Source organism: Pseudomonas sp. B21-015 (assembly GCF_024749285.1).
In the GTDB taxonomy this organism is placed as follows: Bacteria; Pseudomonadota; Gammaproteobacteria; order Pseudomonadales; family Pseudomonadaceae; genus Aquipseudomonas.
The window spans coordinates 5900858-5919956 of sequence record NZ_CP087196.1 but is presented as its reverse complement, the minus strand read 5'-3'; the positions used below and the strand labels follow the sequence as shown (position 1 = coordinate 5919956).

16 protein-coding genes are annotated in these 19099 nt (G+C 59.2%); 14 read left to right on the top strand and 2 right to left on the bottom strand.

Annotated features, from left to right (window positions below):
• The first annotated feature begins 44 nt into the window (after window positions 1-44).
• The 7 genes from LOY38_RS27030 (at window position 45) to LOY38_RS27000 (ending at window position 8992) form a co-directional block, all read left to right on the top strand.
• Window positions 45-1211, top strand: coding sequence for a sterol desaturase family protein (locus LOY38_RS27030; RefSeq protein ID WP_258697832.1), 1167 nt, complete (start codon window positions 45-47; stop codon window positions 1209-1211).
• A 101-nt stretch (window positions 1212-1312) separates the two neighbouring features.
• The gene (locus tag LOY38_RS27025) at window positions 1313-1768 is read left to right on the top strand and encodes a type VI secretion system amidase immunity protein Tai4 (protein WP_258697831.1); all 456 of its coding nucleotides are present in this window, start codon (window positions 1313-1315) and stop codon (window positions 1766-1768) included.
• Window positions 1769-2060: 292 nt separating this feature from the next.
• Window positions 2061-4154, top strand: coding sequence for a type VI secretion system tip protein TssI/VgrG (gene tssI / locus LOY38_RS27020; RefSeq protein WP_258697830.1), 2094 nt, complete (start codon window positions 2061-2063; stop codon window positions 4152-4154).
• Window positions 4151-4717, top strand: coding sequence for a DUF4123 domain-containing protein (locus LOY38_RS27015; RefSeq protein ID WP_258697829.1), 567 nt, complete (start codon window positions 4151-4153; stop codon window positions 4715-4717). The genes tssI and LOY38_RS27015 overlap by 4 nt, the downstream gene beginning before the upstream one ends.
• Complete coding sequence (locus LOY38_RS27010; protein ID WP_258697828.1) at window positions 4714-7407, top strand: toxin VasX; 2694 nt, start codon at window positions 4714-4716, stop codon at window positions 7405-7407. The genes LOY38_RS27015 and LOY38_RS27010 overlap by 4 nt, the downstream gene beginning before the upstream one ends.
• The gene (locus tag LOY38_RS27005) at window positions 7398-8354 is read left to right on the top strand and encodes a DUF6708 domain-containing protein (protein ID WP_258697827.1); all 957 of its coding nucleotides are present in this window, start codon (window positions 7398-7400) and stop codon (window positions 8352-8354) included. Before LOY38_RS27010 ends, LOY38_RS27005 begins: the two co-directional genes overlap by 10 nt.
• Window positions 8355-8722: 368 nt before the next feature.
• Window positions 8723-8992, top strand: coding sequence for a hypothetical protein (locus LOY38_RS27000; RefSeq protein WP_258697826.1), 270 nt, complete (start codon window positions 8723-8725; stop codon window positions 8990-8992).
• Window positions 8993-9082: 90 nt separating this feature from the next.
• Here the strand turns inward: LOY38_RS27000 and rsgA are convergent, their stop codons facing one another.
• Entirely contained in the window at window positions 9083-10114 is a 1032-nt protein-coding gene (gene rsgA, locus LOY38_RS26995) for a small ribosomal subunit biogenesis GTPase RsgA (RefSeq protein WP_258697825.1), read from the bottom strand.
• Between the two features lie 107 nt (window positions 10115-10221).
• On the opposite strand from rsgA, the gene orn reads away from it, so the two are divergent.
• Together orn and LOY38_RS26985 are read left to right on the top strand one after the other, a co-directional pair.
• Complete coding sequence (gene orn / locus LOY38_RS26990; protein ID WP_007939601.1) at window positions 10222-10764, top strand: oligoribonuclease; 543 nt, start codon at window positions 10222-10224, stop codon at window positions 10762-10764.
• 212 nt (window positions 10765-10976) lie between these two features.
• Window positions 10977-11588, top strand: a complete 612-nt coding sequence (locus tag LOY38_RS26985) for a trimeric intracellular cation channel family protein (RefSeq protein ID WP_258697824.1) — start codon at window positions 10977-10979, stop codon at window positions 11586-11588.
• A gap of 96 nt (window positions 11589-11684) precedes the next feature.
• On the opposite strand, the gene queG is transcribed toward LOY38_RS26985, so the two are convergent.
• Complete coding sequence (gene queG, locus LOY38_RS26980) at window positions 11685-12749, bottom strand: tRNA epoxyqueuosine(34) reductase QueG (RefSeq protein ID WP_258697823.1); 1065 nt, start codon at window positions 12747-12749, stop codon at window positions 11685-11687.
• Between the two features lie 63 nt (window positions 12750-12812).
• On the opposite strand from queG, the gene LOY38_RS26975 reads away from it, so the two are divergent.
• From LOY38_RS26975 to miaA, 5 genes are read left to right on the top strand one after another with little or no spacing between them, the layout of a single operon-like run.
• Window positions 12813-14312 (top strand): NAD(P)H-hydrate dehydratase, encoded by a 1500-nt coding sequence (locus tag LOY38_RS26975; protein ID WP_258697822.1) that lies wholly within the window; start codon window positions 12813-12815, stop codon window positions 14310-14312.
• Window positions 14300-14770 carry a tRNA (adenosine(37)-N6)-threonylcarbamoyltransferase complex ATPase subunit type 1 TsaE gene (gene tsaE, locus LOY38_RS26970; RefSeq protein ID WP_008009834.1) on the top strand — a complete coding sequence of 157 codons (471 nt, stop codon included), beginning with the start codon at window positions 14300-14302 and terminating at the stop codon, window positions 14768-14770. Before LOY38_RS26975 ends, tsaE begins: the two co-directional genes overlap by 13 nt.
• Entirely contained in the window at window positions 14771-16201 is a 1431-nt protein-coding gene (locus tag LOY38_RS26965) for an N-acetylmuramoyl-L-alanine amidase (protein ID WP_309475862.1), read from the top strand.
• A complete protein-coding gene (gene mutL, locus LOY38_RS26960) occupies window positions 16198-18108 on the top strand; it encodes a DNA mismatch repair endonuclease MutL (RefSeq protein WP_408980545.1) in 1911 nt (636 codons plus the stop codon). The genes LOY38_RS26965 and mutL overlap by 4 nt, the downstream gene beginning before the upstream one ends.
• The gene (gene miaA, locus LOY38_RS26955; protein ID WP_258700796.1) at window positions 18108-19079 is read left to right on the top strand and encodes a tRNA (adenosine(37)-N6)-dimethylallyltransferase MiaA; all 972 of its coding nucleotides are present in this window, start codon (window positions 18108-18110) and stop codon (window positions 19077-19079) included. The genes mutL and miaA overlap by 1 nt, the downstream gene beginning before the upstream one ends.
• Window positions 19080-19099: the final 20 nt, after the last annotated feature.

Below are 19099 nucleotides of genomic sequence, written 5' to 3'. Positions count from 1 at the left end.
TCAACTCACTGCAAGTTTGTTTTCGGAATCATGGAAGACCGGTAATGGAAAGACTCAAGTCCTATTTTCAGCGACATGGCAACGCACCCTTCAAGTTTGGTGAAGGCCGGGTCAGTGGCTACATCTCGGCAACGCTCGGGCTATTGAGCCTGCTGGCGGTATTCTGCTTTCTCTTTCCCGAATGGCTGACCACCGCCGAACTGCGCAAGGTGTACGACGAGCAGTTTGCGCGCACCACGCTGTTGCTCGGGTTGGTGCTGTCCTTCTGCCTCGGCACCCTGAATATCCTGCTCAACACGCGCAAGCGCCTGGGGATCACCGGACTTGTTGCCTCGGGGCTGGCGGTGTTTCTTGGCGGCACCAATGTGCAGGTCAGCTCTATAGGGCAGACACCGTATTCGCTGGGGCTGGACTGGTTCGTACTGGCCCTGCTGGTGTCGGCCATCGTCTTTATCCCTCTGGAAAAACTCTATTCCAAGGACCCCGAGCAAAACATTCTGCGTCCGCACTGGCGAACTGACCTGACCTACTTTTTCGTCAGTCATATGCTGGTGCAGTTCATCCTGATTTTCATCACCGCCTCGTCGAGCTATATAGCCGGTTGGGCGGTGTCGACGAACTTGCAGGCTAGCGTACAAAGCCTGCCGATCGTTGTGCAGTTTTTGCTGGCGGTGCTGGTGGCCGACCTCGGTCAATACTGGCTGCATCGGTTGTATCACGTGGTGCCGTGGTTATGGCGCATCCATGCCGTGCATCACTCAAGCACGCACATGGATTGGCTCGCCGGTTCGCGTGTTCATTTCATCGAGATTCTGCTGACTCGCACCGGCGTGCTGGTGCCTTTGATGCTGCTGGGCTTCGCGCCCCAGGCGTTGAACGCCTATGTGATTCTGGTCGGCGTACAGGCCGTGCTGGCCCATGCCAATGTTCGGATCAACGGCGGCTGGCTGAATTATGTGATGGTCCTGCCGCGTTATCACCATTGGCATCATGCCCGGCACAAGGATTACATCTACAAGAACTATGCGATCCATACGCCGTTGGTGGATATGCTGTTCGGCACCTTCAAGTTGCCGCCCAAGGAGTGGCCGACGCGCTACGGTGTTTTTGGCAAGGACTTGCCGGGCGGTATCCTGCGCCAGCACCTGTACCCGTTTCAGAAGCCTGAGCTGAAGACCGTCGAACCGAAACCGCCGGCAGCGGTTTCCTGAGGTCAAAAAAGCCGCGATCATCGCGGCTTTTTTGTCTGCTATTTCAATGAGCCAGGTGTGAACTATCAAACCGACCGCGCAAACTTCTGGAGTTTGTCTTGATGAAATATTTGACTGCGGTCTTGGCTCTGGCTTGGGCAGTCGCACCTTCCAACAGTTGGGCCAAGGATGATCCGACCCACTCCCCACAGGCAGGCGGGCGCACCTACGCGCAAAATTACAAGGATATGGTGCTGGCAGACTGCATCGCCACAGCCTACAAGAGCGAATCTGAAGCCGCCCAGGACGCCGGAAGCAGTGCCAGCGCGCTTATGGATTGGACCTATTTCGATCTGGAGCAAGCACCTCAAGCCGGTAGAACTCTGGTTGATCAGTTTCTGGCTCGTGATTATCACAATCCACTGGTCGAATCAGAGCGAAAAGGCGTTCGCTTTGAGCTGCTCAAATGCCTGGACCTGTATCACAGCAAAGAATTGGACAGTCAGGTCAGGCAATTGGTCATCAAACCCCAGCACACCTATCGTCAGGACAATCCCCCACGACCCAAAAAGGATTGACCTGCGCCGCGAGTAACCGTTCGGCCATTGATTGGTCAGCATTGAAATACAAAAAAGCCGCGATCGTCGCGGCTTTTTTGTCCGTGCTTTCGGGGATGGGATCCTACCAATCTTTATTTTTGTTGTTCGTTGAGAGGCTGATCTTCGATTGCGAAGATTCCTTCTGGGTTTAAAGAACAGTCCTACATCCATCCTTTGCCTGTCTTGTTAGCGTGCCCGCCAATTTCGCGTGCACAGATCACGGACGGTTTGGACATCGCGCTTCATTTCCTCTTTGCTTAAGGATAAGCGTATGTTCGGATCGGCCAATACGGCGCACTTCGCGCTGCACATCCCCGCTGTTCGTCACGATTTCAAAGTCTTCGCCTTTGACGGTGTTGAGGCCATCAGTGCCTTGTACGCGATCCAGGTTGAACTGGTCAGCGAAAACCCGGATTTCGATCTGGAGAGCCTGCTCAGTCAGACTGCATTTCTCCAGTTCGGACTTAACGGCGAAGGCCTTCATGGCCATATTGAAGAGGTGTTCGTCGGTGAAGCCGGCAAACGCCTGACCCGTTATCACTTGACCCTTGTATCGACGCTGCACTACTTGCAGTTCAGCTACGATCAACGGATTTTCCAGCACTTGACCGTGCCGCAAATCATTGCTCAGGTGCTCAAAGGCCACGGCATTCAGGCCGATGCGTTTACCTTCCATGTCAGTACCAGCCCCGAGCGCGAGTACTGCACTCAGTTGGGGGAAAGCGATTTGGAGTTCGTCCAGCGCCTGTGCGCCGAGGACGGCATCGCGTGGCATCACCAGCATTCGGCAGACGGTCATTTGCTGGTGTTCACCGACGACCAGACTTGGTTCCCCAAACTGGGCGAAACCCCTTATCAACAAGACTCCGGCATGGTGGCGGACCACCCGGTGGTCAAGCAGTTTTCCATGGGCTTTCGCAGCCGCACCAGCACGACCACGCGCCGGGACTACGACTTCCAACGCCCGAGTCTGTTGCTGGAAAGCCGCTTCACGGCCGAGTTCAGCCCTGAGCTTGAAGACTATCGCTACCCCGTATTCATCGAGAACGAAAAACGCGGCAAACAACTCGCTCGCCAGGCCTTGGAGCGGCACCGTGCCGATTACCAGTTGGTCGAGGGCCAGAGCGATCAGCCGTGCCTGCGCAGTGGTCACTTTTTTAACCTGACCGAACACCCGCGTAAAGCGTGCAACGATTTGTGGCTGTTGCTCAGTGTGTCGCACGCCGGAAAACAGCCTCAGTCACTGGAAGAGGCCATCACCAGCGACGTCAAACCTGAAGACGGCTTTACCCAAGGCTATCGCAACCACTTCAGCGCCATTCCATGGGATGTGCTTTATCGGCCACCGCTACCTGCACGACGATCGGCGCTGGTCAGCCAGACCGCCCGAGTCACCGGCCCTGTCGGCGAAGAGATCTACTGCGATGAGTATGGTCGCGTGAAGATCGAACTGCCGTGGGACCGGGCCGAACTCAACAGTGAAAAAAGCAGTTGCTGGGTGCGGGTGTCATCCAGTTGGGCGGGGGATGGCTTTGGGGCAGTGACCGTTCCGCGTATCGGCATGGAAGTCGTCGTCACCTATCTGGACGGCGACCCCGACCAGCCATTGATCACCGGGTGCGTGACCAACAAGCTCACGCCTGTGCCATACCCCTTGCCCGAGCACAAAACCAAAACCGTCTTGCGCAGCCACAGCTCCCCGGACACCGGGGGTTACAACGAGTTGTCGCTTGAAGACCGTGCCGGGCAGGAACAAATCTACCTGCGCGCCCAACGCGACCTCGAACAACTGATCCTCAACGACAGCGATACCAAAATTGGCAACGACCGCCGCGAACAGATCACCCGCGACAGCCACAGCCTGATCAGCAACGACCGCTTCGAACAGGTCGACAACCACAGCACCAGCCTGATCAAGGGCGACGAGTTGCGCACGACCCAAGGTGTGCGCAACACGGTGATCGGCGGCAACGAACTCATCTCAATCACCGGCAACAGCAGCACGACGGCAGAGGGCACGTTGGTGATTCAGGCCGGTTCGCAGGCCCATGTCACCGCTGCCAACGTGGTCATTAATGCCGGAACGAGCTTGACGTTGCAGGCCGGTGGTCAGCACATCGTTATCAATTCGAGCGGGATTTTCAGCAGTGTCGCTATTGTCGAGGGTGGTTCGCCGGTCGTGGGCCTGCCCGGGCAGGCGGCACTGTCAGTAGTTCCCCAAGCTGACGAGGCAGTGGTTGTCGACACCCTTCCCATGGAAGCACTACTCAAACAGAACATCGTCTTTCGTGAGGCCGATTCCGGCATTTGCCCGATATGCGATGCCGCCCCGGAACATCAGTTAACAGAGAGGGCTGAAGCATGACCCCGATCACCCCGAACAAAGGCCTGCTCCTGCTTGACGGTTCCCAGTATGAGGACGCTATCGATTGGCTTCACGAGCACTACGGCGCAGACGCTCCTCAATCGCTTTTCAAGGGAACCGCCTACGAGCCGATTGGCGCAGCGGGGCCATTTCTACTCAATGCCTCACTTGGTAGCGCGGCCTACGCCGCATGGTGGGGTGGCTCTGACTTGCAACACGGTGTTTGGCTGGCTTCTCCACAGAGTGCACAACAATGGCTACCGATCCTGCAACGTCGGTTGCGCATATTTGATGAATATGAGCGAGAGCTGTGGCTGCGCCTGGCGGATGGCTCGGTTTTGCGACGCGCCTGTTTGGCGGGAGCGCAATGGCCAGCAGGCTTTTGGTTTGGTGTGGAAAGCGTCTGGCTACGCCATGGCAACGCGCCAGTGTGCGCTTGGGAAAACAAAGCGCCTGAATTCGACTCAGCACCGGCCAATAAAGGTCTGGCCGCGCAAATCACCTTGCCTGAGCCGCTTCTGCATGCACTGAGCCTTCCCGCCAACTCGGAGAAAAACGCATGAGTGCCCAGAATAAAATCCGCGTTGGAACCTGCCCGCTGTTCGCTGCCGTTTTGCCTCTGCGATACGCCCTCGGTCCAACCGTCGCTGTCGATACCGATGCCTACGACTTGCCAGCGCTGAGCGGCTCGTTTCCCGAGTTGGGGCCTCGGCATCCTGACTTGACCGGGCATGCGCTCAATTACACCTCGCGTTTGTTGCGCGACGGTTGGCTCTACGTCTGGGAGAGCAGTCCGCCCAAGTTGGTTGAATATCAGGTCGAAAAAGCTCAGCTCACCCAAACCCCGCGTGCGGGCAGGGTGATCGACATTCGGGTCAAACCCCATCTGGTGTTAAGAGCGGGCGACCCTACCGGATTGGTCTGGTCGCCCGTTCGCTGGAGTGAAGCGCAATACCAGGCCGCCAGAAAAGACCCCGCCGTGCGTCAGCGCATCATGCGCAGTTTTGTTCCGGGTGTCGCGCCGTTCAGCGGCACGGTTGACACCGTCACCAAGCAGATTGGTGAATACACCGATGCGACGAGCTACGGCTGGAGCGGTCAATCCGAAACGGAGCACGCACCCGACTGGTTGAAAGTGCTAAAGCAGATGAAGGCTTGCGAACAGCAGACCTACGCCGTCATTGATGATGCGTGGGGCGTGCTGCTCGACCTTGCCGCGTTGATGCGTGTGCGTAAGGAAGCGTTCGACAGTTATCAGGAGCATCACGCTGAAACGTGGGCGATGGCCAGTGTCATCAAGTCACTGAGCGAAGGCGACCGGCAACTGAGTGCACAGTTGCCGTCCATCACCCGCCATGACGAACTCCAGCGGCTATGGAGAGATCAGGAAATCCAAAATGACCGATATACCGCCGACACGCGTCGTCTGGCCCAACTCTGGGTGGCGTGGTTCAACACCCTGCAAGTGACCGGTGCGTCGAGCATGGACACGGCTTGCGGCCATTTCGACATTACCCAACCGATTGCCCGTGAGGCATTGGAGTTGTATTTCGCGGCGGCTTGTCTCGGGCCGGCCACTACCAGCATCGGTGCTCAGGCGATTACCCAGAATCTGGGCGGTAACTCGCCGGGTAAACCCTGGCTGCTTTGGGCTTTGCTCGGATTACCCGCACGGCTTGGCAAAGGTGAAATCAAATACCTCGTCGATCTGGGCGATGCGTTCAACGACAACACGGCGGCGTTGCAGGAAGGTGCTAGCAAGCTTGCCAGTGCTTTCGGCTATGCCGAGGCACTGAACAAGACCGCCGACAAACTGAAGCATCACAAACCAGCGGCGGGCGTGGAGGCCTTGTTTCTGGCCATCGCTCCGATGGCCGGGTTGCAACTGCATCAGGCGCAGAATTCGGCCAGCACAGCGGGGAGTTTGTACATGGCGGCGGCCCTGGCCCGTAGCGACCAGCGCATCCAGACCTTGGGCGTTACGTCGCGTCAGTTGGGCGAGTGGTACAGCGATTTGATGGAAACGCGCCCAGCGGCGCCAGCCCATTTGAGTGTCGCTCCGCTGGTCGGCGCGGTGGGGCAGAGTGTGCCGTTCATGCATCTGGTGCCGGCCAGCACCAAACTGCCACCGTTGCCGGTGAATCTGGCATCAGGAGTGGACTTGAGTAGCGTGCTGGATCTGAAAGGGGCTTGGGATAAAGCGCCGATCAAGGTTTTGGTGACGTTTATGGCGGGGCTGAATTTTTATTGGTCAATGGATCAGTTAGTAGATAGCGGAACTACCAAAAAATGGGTTGGTGCTTTCGGCGCTTTGGCTGGAGTCGGAGCAGCAGGTGCGGCAGTTGGTCAGCGGGTAGCAGAGGTTAGCTGGACTTCTGCTATTAGCCAGGGCGGCAAAAACTCTATTCCAGCGAGGCTCGCGTTAGTTCGAGCCATGGGAATGGCCGCAGGTGCTTCTTTGTTGCAATCAGCTTTCCTCTGTTTTGATGTGGTGGTTTATGGTTTTGAAGCCTTTGAAGCGTTCCAGCCAGGTGACTTCGATACCTTCTCGGTTAATCTGGGGCTTATCGGGGCTTCGGTAGCAAGTATCAGGCTCCAGGCTCAAGCGTTTCGAGCACTGCGCATTGCGCGAGCGGCCGTGATAGCAGGGGATGCGGCGGCTATTTCTAAAGGACTGGATGTCGTGCCCCACTTGGGCATCAAGCTTTTGGGGCTCTCCGTGGTGATTGTAGGCGGGGTCATTGCCCGGCTCTATACGACTGACTCACCGCTGGAAAAATGGGTAAAAAACAGTCATTTCGGTATCCGTCCGGACAGCGGTTGGTCAAATAACTACACCCAGTCAATGGAACGTCTATATCCCATTCTGTTTCCTGTCAATTTTGAAGTCTTCCGACTGAGAGAGTTGCACCCCTATCAAGGGCAAGTCACCTCCACCTACTTGATGCTGAACCTGCCGGGGGAAAACATTCAGATGACGGATGGGATGATCCACTTCAAGGGCCATGAAGTCTGGCGCGATACACTCGGATATCACCCCGAGCGGGTCAAAAAGGTCGAATGGACAGGTGAAAATTTTGATCGGCATAGTGGCAGTCGGATTACTGTACAAGCCGGCATAACCCCATACCGACGCGTCTACCATGAGGACGGCGTGCGGCATTTGTGGAGCATTGAGGGTGAATTGATCTATTCGCCGCGTGAAGGACTGACGCTGCCGGCGGTAAAAATCAAGGACTGGGCATGGATATGAAAACGCTGGATCAGCCGCGATACAGCGCTATCCCCACTGTACTGCTGGAAGCGGATAAGCCCACTGGTGAGCAGCCAATGGAGCTGTTCATTACTGATGAGCATACTGAACACTATTTGGCTTTGCAGGCAGGCGGAGATTCGGATCGGGGGCAATTTACGGGTCTTGGCGGGTGGATAGGGCTGGGTGGGCTAGGAATGGCTTTTTTGTTAATGATCAATGGAAAGTGGGAAAGCGTTCCGATGGGCCTGATCATGTCAGCAGCTTTTTTCCTTGTTCCTTTTTTTTGGGAAACCCTTCGTCCCTTACCGTTGCCCATTCTGTTCAACCGCCGCACTCGCGAAGTGTATTTCAACCACGAAGGTGTACTGCTCCACGCTCCATGGGATGGCATAACCGCCGTGGCTAATGAATACCAGCTCGTTGGCACCCACATTGGCGGCATGCAAAGTACCTCGCTGGAAATACGCATGTGGCAGTTTGAAACGCCGGAAATTGCATTGATGGTCAGTCTCGGCCCTCCCTTCGGCAAATCATTGGCGATGCAGAAAGGCTTTTGGGAATATATCCGTTCCTATATGAACAACGGCCCGTATTTCGACGAGCAGGGAAATCACAGCGAGTCTGATGCTTTCGTAAAAAGCCAACTGGCAGTGCAGCCAAACATGAGCGGTTGGTTCAAGGACACCTTCAATGACATAAAAAAAAGACGGATGGAAAGTGACGGGAAGAACTACTTGGGCGGCAGCGATGTAGTCATGCTCGTTCTGACTTTTCTCTTTTATCCATGGTTTCGCATTCAGGAACTCACCTACAGCCTCGCCAAACGCCGCTCTCGCAACCTATGGCCAAAAGTTGTCACTGAACGCCTGAAAGCAAATGGCCCCATCACACGCCTTGTTGATCTGGAGCACGAGCAAGGTGTTGGCGTATCGAAGGCGAGTTGATCTATACCCACAATGGGACTGAGCCACCGGCGATAAAAATCAAGGAATGAGGACTGTTCGGAGAATGGTGTAGGACGGCTCCGAGACCCATAAACCGGGTTTTACTTCGCCGGAACCTCGCCTATAGTTCGTCCGGCACCGACGAATCGGTGATCGACTTTAGCCGGTCGTAACAGATGATGCACAAGCGCCCGTATAATCGCGGCGCTTTTTGCTGCCTGGCATCTGCATGTCTATGGTGGCTGTGCGTGGGACACCTTCGGGTGTGCCGGGTTCATCTGTCCGGTCGGCTAACCCGCGTACAGCTACCACCCAATTCGTTTAGCCGCGAAAGGGTGGAAGTTTCACTTATCAGATGAGATAGAAACATGACCCAGTACCACCCTCTGCAAGGCAACTTCAGCGTCGGCCCGACGCTATACATCGACACCGAAGCCAAAGTCTCGGATCTCCTCGAAACCGCCACTCACCGAATCAAAGCCGCCCGCAATATGCTCAATAGCGTCACCTGCCTGTGCATCAAAAACGCCGAAGGTCACGACCTGGAGCATTTCGCCAATGCTGCACATATATTGATTCAGGACGGCTGTGACGCTCTGGATGCGCTGGGCTGGAAGCTGGAAAAAGCCGTACGCTGAAAATGAGAAAGCCGCGATATTCGCGGCTTTTTTGTGTCTGCGGGATGCTGCTGATCATTTTCGTAGCATCACGAAAATGATCCAGGCTACTTAATAGCTGCTTTCCGGCAAACTGGCGATGATCGACCGATAGCTGTTCATCCGTTGCTGCTGCACGCGGCCGTCTTCCAGCGCCTTGAGCAATGCGCAACCCGGCTCGCGGTCGTGCTTGCAGTCGCGGAAGCGGCAGGTGCCGAGCAGGTCGTTGAACTCGATGAAACCGGCTTCGACGTCGGCGCGGCTGACGTGACCCAGGCCGAATTCCCGGATACCCGGGGAGTCGATCAGTTCACCGCCACCGGGGAAGTGGAACAATCGCGCGGTAGTGGTGGTGTGGGTGCCCTGGCCCGACAGCTCGGACAGCGGGCCGACGCGGGTTTCGACTTCAGGCAGCAGGCTGTTGACCAACGACGACTTGCCAACACCGGACTGGCCGACGAATACGCTGATGTGCCCGTCCAGCTGCTTCTGCAACTGCTCCATGCCATTGCCGTGGTGGGCCGACACTTCCAGCACCGGGTAGCCCAGCGTGCGGTAAACCGCCAGCAAGGCGTTCAACGCCGGGGCGTTCTGCTCGTCGATCAAGTCGAATTTGTTCAGCAGCAGTAACGGCCGAATACCCGCGTGTTCCGCGGCGACCAGATAACGGTCGATCAGGTTGGCATGGGGCTCGGGCAGCGGCGCGAAGACGATGACGATCAAGTCGACGTTGGCCGCCACCGGTTTAAGCTGGCCACGGCTGTCTGGACGGCAGAGCTCGGTTTTACGCGGCAGTTGCGCCACGATCACGCCGATGCCCTGGTTGCCGGCACGCCACACGACCTGATCGCCGGTCACCAGCGCCGGCAGGTTGGCGCGCAAATGGCAGCGGAACACCTGGCCGGCCAATTCGCCATCGAGGGCCTCGACTTCGACCTGCACACCGAAGTGCGCGATCACCAGGCCCGTCTGTTCCGGACCCAGGTCGCCGCCTTCGAGTGCCTCGACAGCCGAGGACTCGCGTTTGGCGGCGCGGGCAGCGCGCTCGCCCTGAATCTTTTCGATGCGCCAGTTTTGACGACGATTGAGTTGGCGTTTGGCCATGGGTGTTCCGTATCGAGAATGCAGCGATTAGGTAAAACGGCCGCGAGTTTAGCACGCCCGGCCACCGGCCTAGGCTAAACTGCGCAGCATTGCCTAGGAGCCGACACATGCAAAACCCGCAGAATCTGATCTGGATCGACCTGGAAATGACCGGTCTTAACCCTGATACCGACGTCATCATCGAAATGGCCACCATCGTCACCGACAGTGATTTGAACACCTTGGCCGAAGGTCCGGTGATCGCCATCCATCACAGCGACGAGATCCTCGCCGGCATGGACGAGTGGAATACCCGTCAGCACGGCGGCTCCGGGCTGACCCAACGGGTCCGCGACAGCCGCATCAGCATGGCCGAAGCCGAGGCCGAGACCATCGCCTTCCTGGAGAAATGGGTGCCGAAGGGCAAGTCGCCGATCTGTGGCAACAGCATCTGCCAGGACCGTCGCTTCCTTTATACCCACATGAAATCCCTGGAAAGCTATTTCCACTACCGCAACCTCGACGTGTCGACCCTCAAAGAGTTGGCCGCGCGCTGGGCGCCGGACGTGCGTGACAGCTTCAAGAAGGGCAGTACCCACCTGGCCCTGGACGACATCCGCGAATCGATCGCCGAGCTGCAGCACTACCGCAAGAACTTCATCAAGTTCTGATTGGGTATGGAGTGGGTTTTTGTGGCGAGGGAGCTTGCTCCCGTTCGGCTGCGCAGCAGTCGTAAAGTTCTATCTGAAGAATTGCGCTGTCAGTAAATGGGGGCGCTCTGCGGCCCAGCGGGAGCAAGCTCCCTCGCCACAGGTTCTCTTGCCCCCTTTTGGTGCCCTGACGATCTGAGTAGACTGCGCGCCTTCTTGTAAGGACCGCCGCCATGTTGCTGATGCTCTACCTGATCGCCATTACTGCCGAAGCCATGACTGGCGCCCTGTCTGCGGGTCGTCGCGGAATGGACTGGTTTGGCGTGGTGCTGATCGCCTGCGTCACGGCGTTGGGCGGCGGTTCGGTGCGTGACGTGTTGCTCGGCCATTACCCACTGACCTGGGTCAAACACCCTGAATACCTGGTGCTGACCTCAGTCGCGGCGATGCTGACGATCTTCATCGCCCGTTGGATGCGTCACCTGCGCTCGCTGTTTCTGGTGCTCGATGCCGTGGGCCTGGTGGCGTTCACCTTGATCGGTTGCATGACCGCCCTGGAAATGGGCCACGGCATGCTGGTGGCCTCGGTCAGCGGCGTGATCACCGGGGTGTTCGGTGGCATCCTGCGGGACATCTTCTGCAACGACATTCCGCTGATCTTCCGCCGCGAGCTCTACGCCAGCGTCTCGTTTGCCGCGGCGTGGTGCTATCTGCTCTGTGTCTACCTGCAATTACCCGGTGAGCAGGCGATTCTGATCACCCTGTTCGGCGGCTTTCTGCTGCGCTTGCTGGCGATCCGTTTCCACTGGGAAATGCCCAAGTTCGTTTATAACGACGAGGCTTGATCACATCCTTATCTCTTGGGCCGTACTCGTGCCCGCAGGCTGCGATCTTTTGACTTTGATTTTTTAAGATCAAAAGATCGCAGCCTGCGGCAGCTCCTACGCGAGGCCGTGTTGTTTCAGGGCCCATTCCACGTGTTCACGCACCAGTTCCGACGGATAGTCCCGCCGTGCCTTCAAGGCCTCCAGCACCGGAATGCTCGACGGGGCATTACCCAGACCGACCGCCAGATTGCGCAGCCAGCGTTCGTAACCCGCGCGCCTGAGCGGTGAGCCTTCGGTGCTGCTGAGAAATTTCTCTTCGTCCCACATGAACAGTTCGGCCAGTTCGGCGTTGTCCAGGTTGTGCCGGGGTTTGAAGTCGCTTTCCCCGGAAGGCCGGGCGAAGCGGTTCCACGGGCAGACGATCTGGCAGTCATCACAGCCGAACACCCGATTGCCGATCAGCGGCCGCAAATCTTCCGGGATCGCACTTTTCAGCTCGATGGTCAGGTACGAAATGCAGCGCCGGGCGTCCAGCACATAGGGGCCGACGAAGGCATTGGTCGGGCAAATGTCCAGGCAGGCAGTGCAGCGACCGCAGTGTTCGCTGGCGTGGGGCGGGTCCACCGGCAGCGGCAGGTCGACGAACAGTTCGCTGAGGAAGAAGTAACTGCCGGCCTTGCGATTCAAGACCAGCGTGTTTTTGCCGATCCACCCCAGGCCAGCCTGTTCGGCGATGGCTTTTTCCAGCACCGGGGCGCTGTCGACAAACGCGCGGTAGCCGAAGGGGCCGATCACCGCCTGAATTTTTTCCGCCAGTTGTTGCACGCGTTTACGAATTAATTTGTGGTAGTCGCGGCCCAAGGCATAGCGTGAGACGTAGGCTTTTTCCGGTTGGGCCAGGCGTTTGGCCATTTCGGTGTCGCCCGGCAGGTAGTCCATGCGCAGGGAAACCACGCGCAAAGTGCCGGGCACCAGCTCTTCCGGGTGCGAGCGTTTGCTGCCGTGGGCGCCCATGTAGTCCATTTCGCCGTGATAGCCGGCCGCGAGCCAGCGCTCCAGGTGCTGCTCATGCTCGGCCAGGTCGAGGCCGCTGATGCCGACTTGCTGAAAGCCCAGCTCGCGGCCCCAGTCCTTGATGGATTGGGCGAGGGCGGGCAGGTCTGTGGTAATAGCGGGCATGAGGCGAGAGAAACCGGAGCTGAGATGCGTATAATTCTGCCAGACATCGGAGCCTGAAGACGCATGCCGCACACTAAAGATGAATTACCCGACGCGCTGTATAGTGCCGCGCAAGTCCGAGGGCTCGATGCGAGCCTGATCGCGGCGGGCACACCGGGCTTCGAATTGATGCAGCGTGCGGCGCGGGCGACCTGGCGTGCGCTGGTCCGTCATTGGCCGACGGCGCACGAATTGAGCGTGGTGGCCGGCCACGGCAATAACGCCGGCGACGGTTACCTGGTGGCCGTGCTGGCCCGGCGTGCCGGCTGGCACGTACGGGTGCTGGCCGTCGGTGACCCAGGGCGTTTGCAGGGCGATGCAGCGTCGGCCCATGCCGAGGCGGTGGCCGAAGGCGTCGCCATTCAAGGCTGGAGCGCGCACTCCGAATTACGCGGCATTGTGCTGGATGCCTTGCTCGGCACCGGCCTGACCGGTGACGTGCGCGAGCCGTATGCCGGCGCCATTGCCGCGATCAACGCCAGTGGGCTACCGGTGGTGGCGGTGGATATCCCCTCGGGGCTGTGCGCCGATACGGGCCGCATGCTCGGCATTGCGGTCCGGGCTGACCTGACAGTGACGTTCATCGGTTTGAAATTGGGTCTGTTCACCGGTGACGCTGCGGATGTGGTTGGCGATCTGGTCTTCAACGATCTGCAAGCCGCCCCCGAGACATTTATCGGGGCCACGGTCAGCGCTCGTCGCCTGACGGCCGGTAATGTGCCGCGTCTGACCGGTCGCGCTCCAACGTCCCACAAAGGCAATTTTGGCCACGTATTGCTCATCGGCGGTGATCGCGGTTTTGGCGGCGCCATTGTGCTCAGTGCACAAAGTGCCCTGCGTAGCGGTGCCGGCATGGTGTCCGTGGCCACTCGCGGCGAGCATGTTGCGGCCGCCCTGGCGCGTTTGCCGGAAGCCATGGTGCTCGGCACTTCGTCGGCCAATCAGTTAATGGGCCTGCTTGAAAAGGCCACCGTGCTGGTCGTCGGCCCGGGGCTGGGGCAAGCCGCCTGGGGGCGCAGTCTGTTGTCGGCCGCGGCCAATGCGTCGTTGCCACAAGTCTGGGACGCCGATGCGTTGAACCTGTTGGCCGAAGGTGGCATGAACTTGCCCGCGGGTTGTGTTATCACGCCGCACCCTGGCGAAGCGGCGCGATTGCTGGGGATATCGACGGCCGACGTTCAAGCCGACCGTCCGGCCGCGGCCCATGCATTGAGCAAAAAATACACAGCGGTGGTGGTGCTCAAGGGCGCCGGCAGTCTGATTGCCAGCCCCGATGGGCGCCTTGCGCTGTGTCATCAGGGCCATCCGGCCATGGCCAGCGCCGGTTTGGGCGATGTGCTGGCCGGTCTGGTGGGCGCCTTGCTCGCTCAGGGCATGGACGCGTATGACGCGGCGTGCCTGGCGGTCTGGCTGCACGCCAATGCCGGCGCGCAACAAGGTAAATTCGGCCGTGGGCTGGCGGCCAGTGATCTGATTCCAGCCATTCGTCAGTTGTTGGAGGAGCAAGCACCGTGTCTGAAGTAACCCTGTACCTGGCTGATGAAGAGGCGATGACCGCGTTTGGCGCTCGCATCGCTCAAACCACCGAAGGGCATGGTCTGATTTTTCTTGAGGGGGATTTGGGCGCGGGGAAAACCACGCTGTCTCGAGGCATTATTCGTGGCCTGGGACATACGGGTGCGGTAAAAAGTCCGACCTTTACCCTGGTCGAGCCTTACGAGATTGGTGAGGTCCGCGCCTTCCATTTCGACCTCTATCGTCTGGTCGATCCGGAGGAGCTGGAGTACCTCGGCATCCGCGACTATTTCGAAGACGATGCACTGTGCCTGATCGAATGGCCCCGGAACGGTGCAGGCTTTTTGCCAAAGCCCGACCTGACCATTACCATTAGCCCGCAAGACAGCGGGCGTTCGCTGAAAATTTTGCCCCAGGGCTCGCGTGGCGAGTCGTGGTGTGCCGCTTTGGCATTGGAATCCAATTAAATGATGGGGTTAGGTATGCGCTTTCGCGCGTTGGTTGCTGCCGTAGGGTTGTTGTTTCTGGCGGTGACCGTCGACGCTGTGGCCGAGACAAAGGTCAACAGTGTTCGCCTGTGGCGGGCGCCGGACAACACGCGACTGGTGTTCGACCTGACGGGGCCTGTCCAGCACAGCGTCTTTACCCTGACCGCGCCGGATCGGCTGGTGATCGACATCAATGGGGCGACGCTCGGTTCGCCACTGAACGTCTCCACTTCCAATACTCCGATCACGGCAATGCGCTCGGCTCAGCGTACGCCGACCGATTTGCGGGTGGTCATCGACTTGAAAAAAGCGGTCACGCCGAAAAGCTTCACCCTGGCGCCGAACGCCCAATATGGCAATCGTCTGGTGGTCGACCTGTTCGACAACGCGGCCGACGCCGCGCCACCGCCTGCGCCAACGCCGTCTGTGGCCACCGTGCCCGCCGTGCCCGTCAGGCCGTCCGAACCCACACTCAAACTTCCACCCGCTCCGGCCGGCAAGCGCGACATCATTGTGGTGATCGATGCCGGTCACGGTGGCGAAGACCCAGGCGCCTCGGGCTCTCGCGGTCAGCGTGAAAAAGACGTGGTGCTGGCCATCGCCCGTGAACTGCAGCGTCAGGTCAATGGCATGAAAGGTTTCCGCGCCGAACTGACCCGTACCGGCGACTACTTCATTCCGTTGCGCGGCCGTACCGAAATCGCCCGCAAGAAAGGCGCCGACCTGTTCGTTTCGATCCACGCCGACGCCGCGCCTTCGGCTGCCGCGTTCGGTGCGTCGGTGTTTGCCCTATCTGACCGCGGCGCTACGTCGGAGACCGCCCGTTGGCTGGCCGACAGCGAAAACCGTTCCGATTTGATCGGCGGTGCCGGTAACGTCAGCCTCGACGACAAGGACCGCATGCTGGCCGGCGTGCTGCTCGATCTGTCGATGACCGCTTCTCTGACGTCCAGCCTGAACGTTGGCCAGAAAGTCTTGAGCAACATCGGTCGCGTCACGCCGCTGCACAAACAGCGCGTGGAGCAAGCCGGGTTCATGGTGTTGAAGTCGCCGGACATCCCGTCGATCCTGGTGGAAACCGGGTTTATCTCCAACGCCAACGAAGCCTCGAAACTCGCGGCATCGAGCCACCAGCAAGCGCTGGCGCGTTCCATCAGCAGCGGCGTGCGGCAGTTCTTCCAGCAGAATCCACCGCCGGGCACCTACATTGCCTGGCTGCGCGATTCCGGCAAGATCGCCCAAGGCCCGCGTGACCATCGCGTGAACCCCGGCGAAACCCTGGCGATGATCGCCGTGCGCTATCAGGTGTCGCCGGCCACCTTGCGCAGCGCCAACAACCTGGCAAATGATGAGCTCAAAGTCGGTCAACATCTGACCATTCCCGGCACTGAACTGGCGGCCAAAGAATGAACCAGGTGCTGACCAATACTGCGCGCATCGAGCTGCTCAGCCCGCGATTGGCGAACCAGATTGCCGCCGGTGAGGTGGTTGAACGCCCGGCCTCGGTGATCAAGGAATTGCTGGAAAACAGCCTCGACTCCGGCGCCAAGCGTATTGATGTCGATGTGGAACAGGGCGGCGTCAAGCTGCTGCGGGTGCGCGACGACGGCAGCGGCATTTCCGCCGATGACCTGCCTCTGGCCCTGGCCCGTCACGCCACCAGCAAGATTCGCAACCTGGAAGACCTCGAACAGGTCATGAGCCTGGGGTTTCGTGGTGAAGCCCTCGCGTCGATCAGCTCCGTGGCGCGCCTGACCCTGACGTCCCGCACTCGCGACGCCGATCAGGCCTGGCAGGTCGAGACCGAAGGCCGGGACATGGCGCCCCGCGTGCAACCGGCGGCCCATCCGGTGGGCACGTCGGTGGAAGTGCGCGATTTGTTCTTCAATACCCCGGCGCGGCGCAAATTCCTCAAGACCGAAAAAACCGAATTCGATCACCTGCAAGAAGTGATCAAGCGTCTGGCGCTGGCGCGGTTCGATGTGGCGTTCCATCTGCGCCATAACGGCAAAACCATCCTCAGCCTGCACGAAGCCCACGATGACGCGGCCCGCGCCCGGCGTGTGGCGGCGATCTGCGGGGCGGGTTTTCTGGAGCAGGCGCTGCCGATCGAAATCGAACGCAATGGCCTGCATCTGTGGGGTTGGGTCGGGTTGCCGACGTTTAACCGCAGTCAGGCGGATTTGCAGTACTTCTTTGTGAATGGCCGCGCCGTGCGCGACAAACTGGTGGCCCACGCGGTGCGCCAGGCTTATCGCGACGTGCTGTTCAATGGTCGGCACCCGACGTTCGTGCTGTTTTTCGAAGTCGATCCGGCGGGCGTCGACGTCAACGTGCACCCGACCAAGCACGAAGTACGCTTCCGCGACGGGCGCATGGTTCACGACTTCCTCTATGGCACCTTGCACCGCGCCCTCGGCGATGTGCGGCCGGAAGATCATCTGGCCGCGCCTGTCGCGACCGCCGTGGTCCGGCCGACCGGCATCGAAGCCGGCGAGTTCGGCCCTCAGGGCGAGATGCGTCTGGCGGCCAATGCATTGCTGGAACAGCCTCAGGCCCAACCGACCTTCAATACCACGGCGGGTTCTGGCGCGGGTGCCGGTTATCAGTATCAATACACGCCACGGCCTCAGTCCGGTGTGCCCGTCGCCGAAGCTCAGGCGGCCTACCGCGAGTTCTTCGCGCCGTTGCCCGAGGCCAATGCGGTCGCGCTGCCGGCCGGGCAGGACGATATTCCGCCGCTGGGTTACGCGTTGGCGCAGCTCAAGGGCATCTATATTCTTTCGGAAAACGCCCAGGGCCTGGTGCTGGTGGACATGCACGCCGCCCATGAGCGGATCATGTACGAACGCCTGAAAATCGCCATGGCCAGCGAAGGCCTGAGCGGTCAGCCGTTGTTGGTGCCGGAATCCCTGGCGGTCAGTCAGCGTGAAGCCGATTGCGCCGAAGAACACGTCGCCTGGTTCCAGCGTCTGGGCTTTGAGTTACAGCGCCTTGGGCCGGAATCTCTGGCGATCCGGCAAATCCCCGCGTTGCTGAAACAGGCTGAAGCCAATCGACTGGTTAGCGACGTTCTGGCGGATTTGATGGAATACGGTACAAGCGACCGGATCCAGGCGCACTTGAACGAACTGCTCGGCACCATGGCCTGCCACGGCGCGATTCGTGCGAATCGGCGTCTGGCCCTGCCGGAAATGAACGGTCTGCTGCGGGACATGGAAAACACCGAGCGCAGCGGTCAATGCAACCATGGCCGACCGACCTGGACCCAACTGGGCCTGGACGATCTGGACAAACTGTTTTTGCGCGGTCGTTGATGAGCCAGCACCCTCCTGCGATTTTCCTGATGGGGCCGACAGCTGCCGGCAAGACCGACCTGGCCATCGAACTGACCAAAGTCCTGCCCTGCGAGCTGATCAGCGTCGATTCGGCGCTGGTCTACCGTGGTATGGATATCGGTACTGCCAAGCCCTCCAAAGAAATTCTGGCCGAATTCCCGCACCGACTGATCGATATTCTCGATCCGGCAGAGAGCTATTCGGCCGCGGATTTCCGTCGTGATGCACTGCAAGCCATGGCCGAGATCACTGCGCGGGGCAAAATTCCGCTGCTGGTGGGCGGCACAATGCTCTATTACAAGGCTTTGGTCGAAGGTCTGGCGGACATGCCGGCGGCCGATCCGGACGTTCGCGCGCAAATCGAAGAAGAGGCTGCGCGCCTTGGCTGGCAAGCCCTGCACGATCAATTGGCGGTGATCGATCCGCAGTCCGCAGCGCGTATTCATCCGAACGATCCGCAACGCCTCAGTCGCGCGCTGGAAGTTTATCGTGTCAGTGGTCAGAGCATGACTGAGCTACGCTTGCGACAATCTGCGCAAAGTACTGAAGCAGCCGCTTCGGGACTGCAACAATTGCCCTATACTGTCGCGAACTTGGCCATCGCTCCGGCAAATCGCCAGGTACTGCACGAGCGTATTAAACAAAGATTCACAAATATGTTGGAACAGGGATTCATAGACGAGGTCGTAGCCCTGCGAGATAGAGGTGACCTGCATTCAGGGTTGCCGTCTATACGTGCTGTAGGCTATCGACAAGTCTGGGATTACCTGGATGGCAAGCTGACGCAAGCCGAGATGCAGGAGCGTGGAATCATTGCCACGCGCCAATTGGCAAAGCGCCAGTTCACCTGGCTGCGCAGTTGGGCTGATTTACACTGGTTGGACAGCCTCGATTGCGACAATCTGCCGCGCGCCTTGAAATACCTCGGGACCATCTCCATATTGAGCTGAGTCCTTGCAATTGCCGTCTA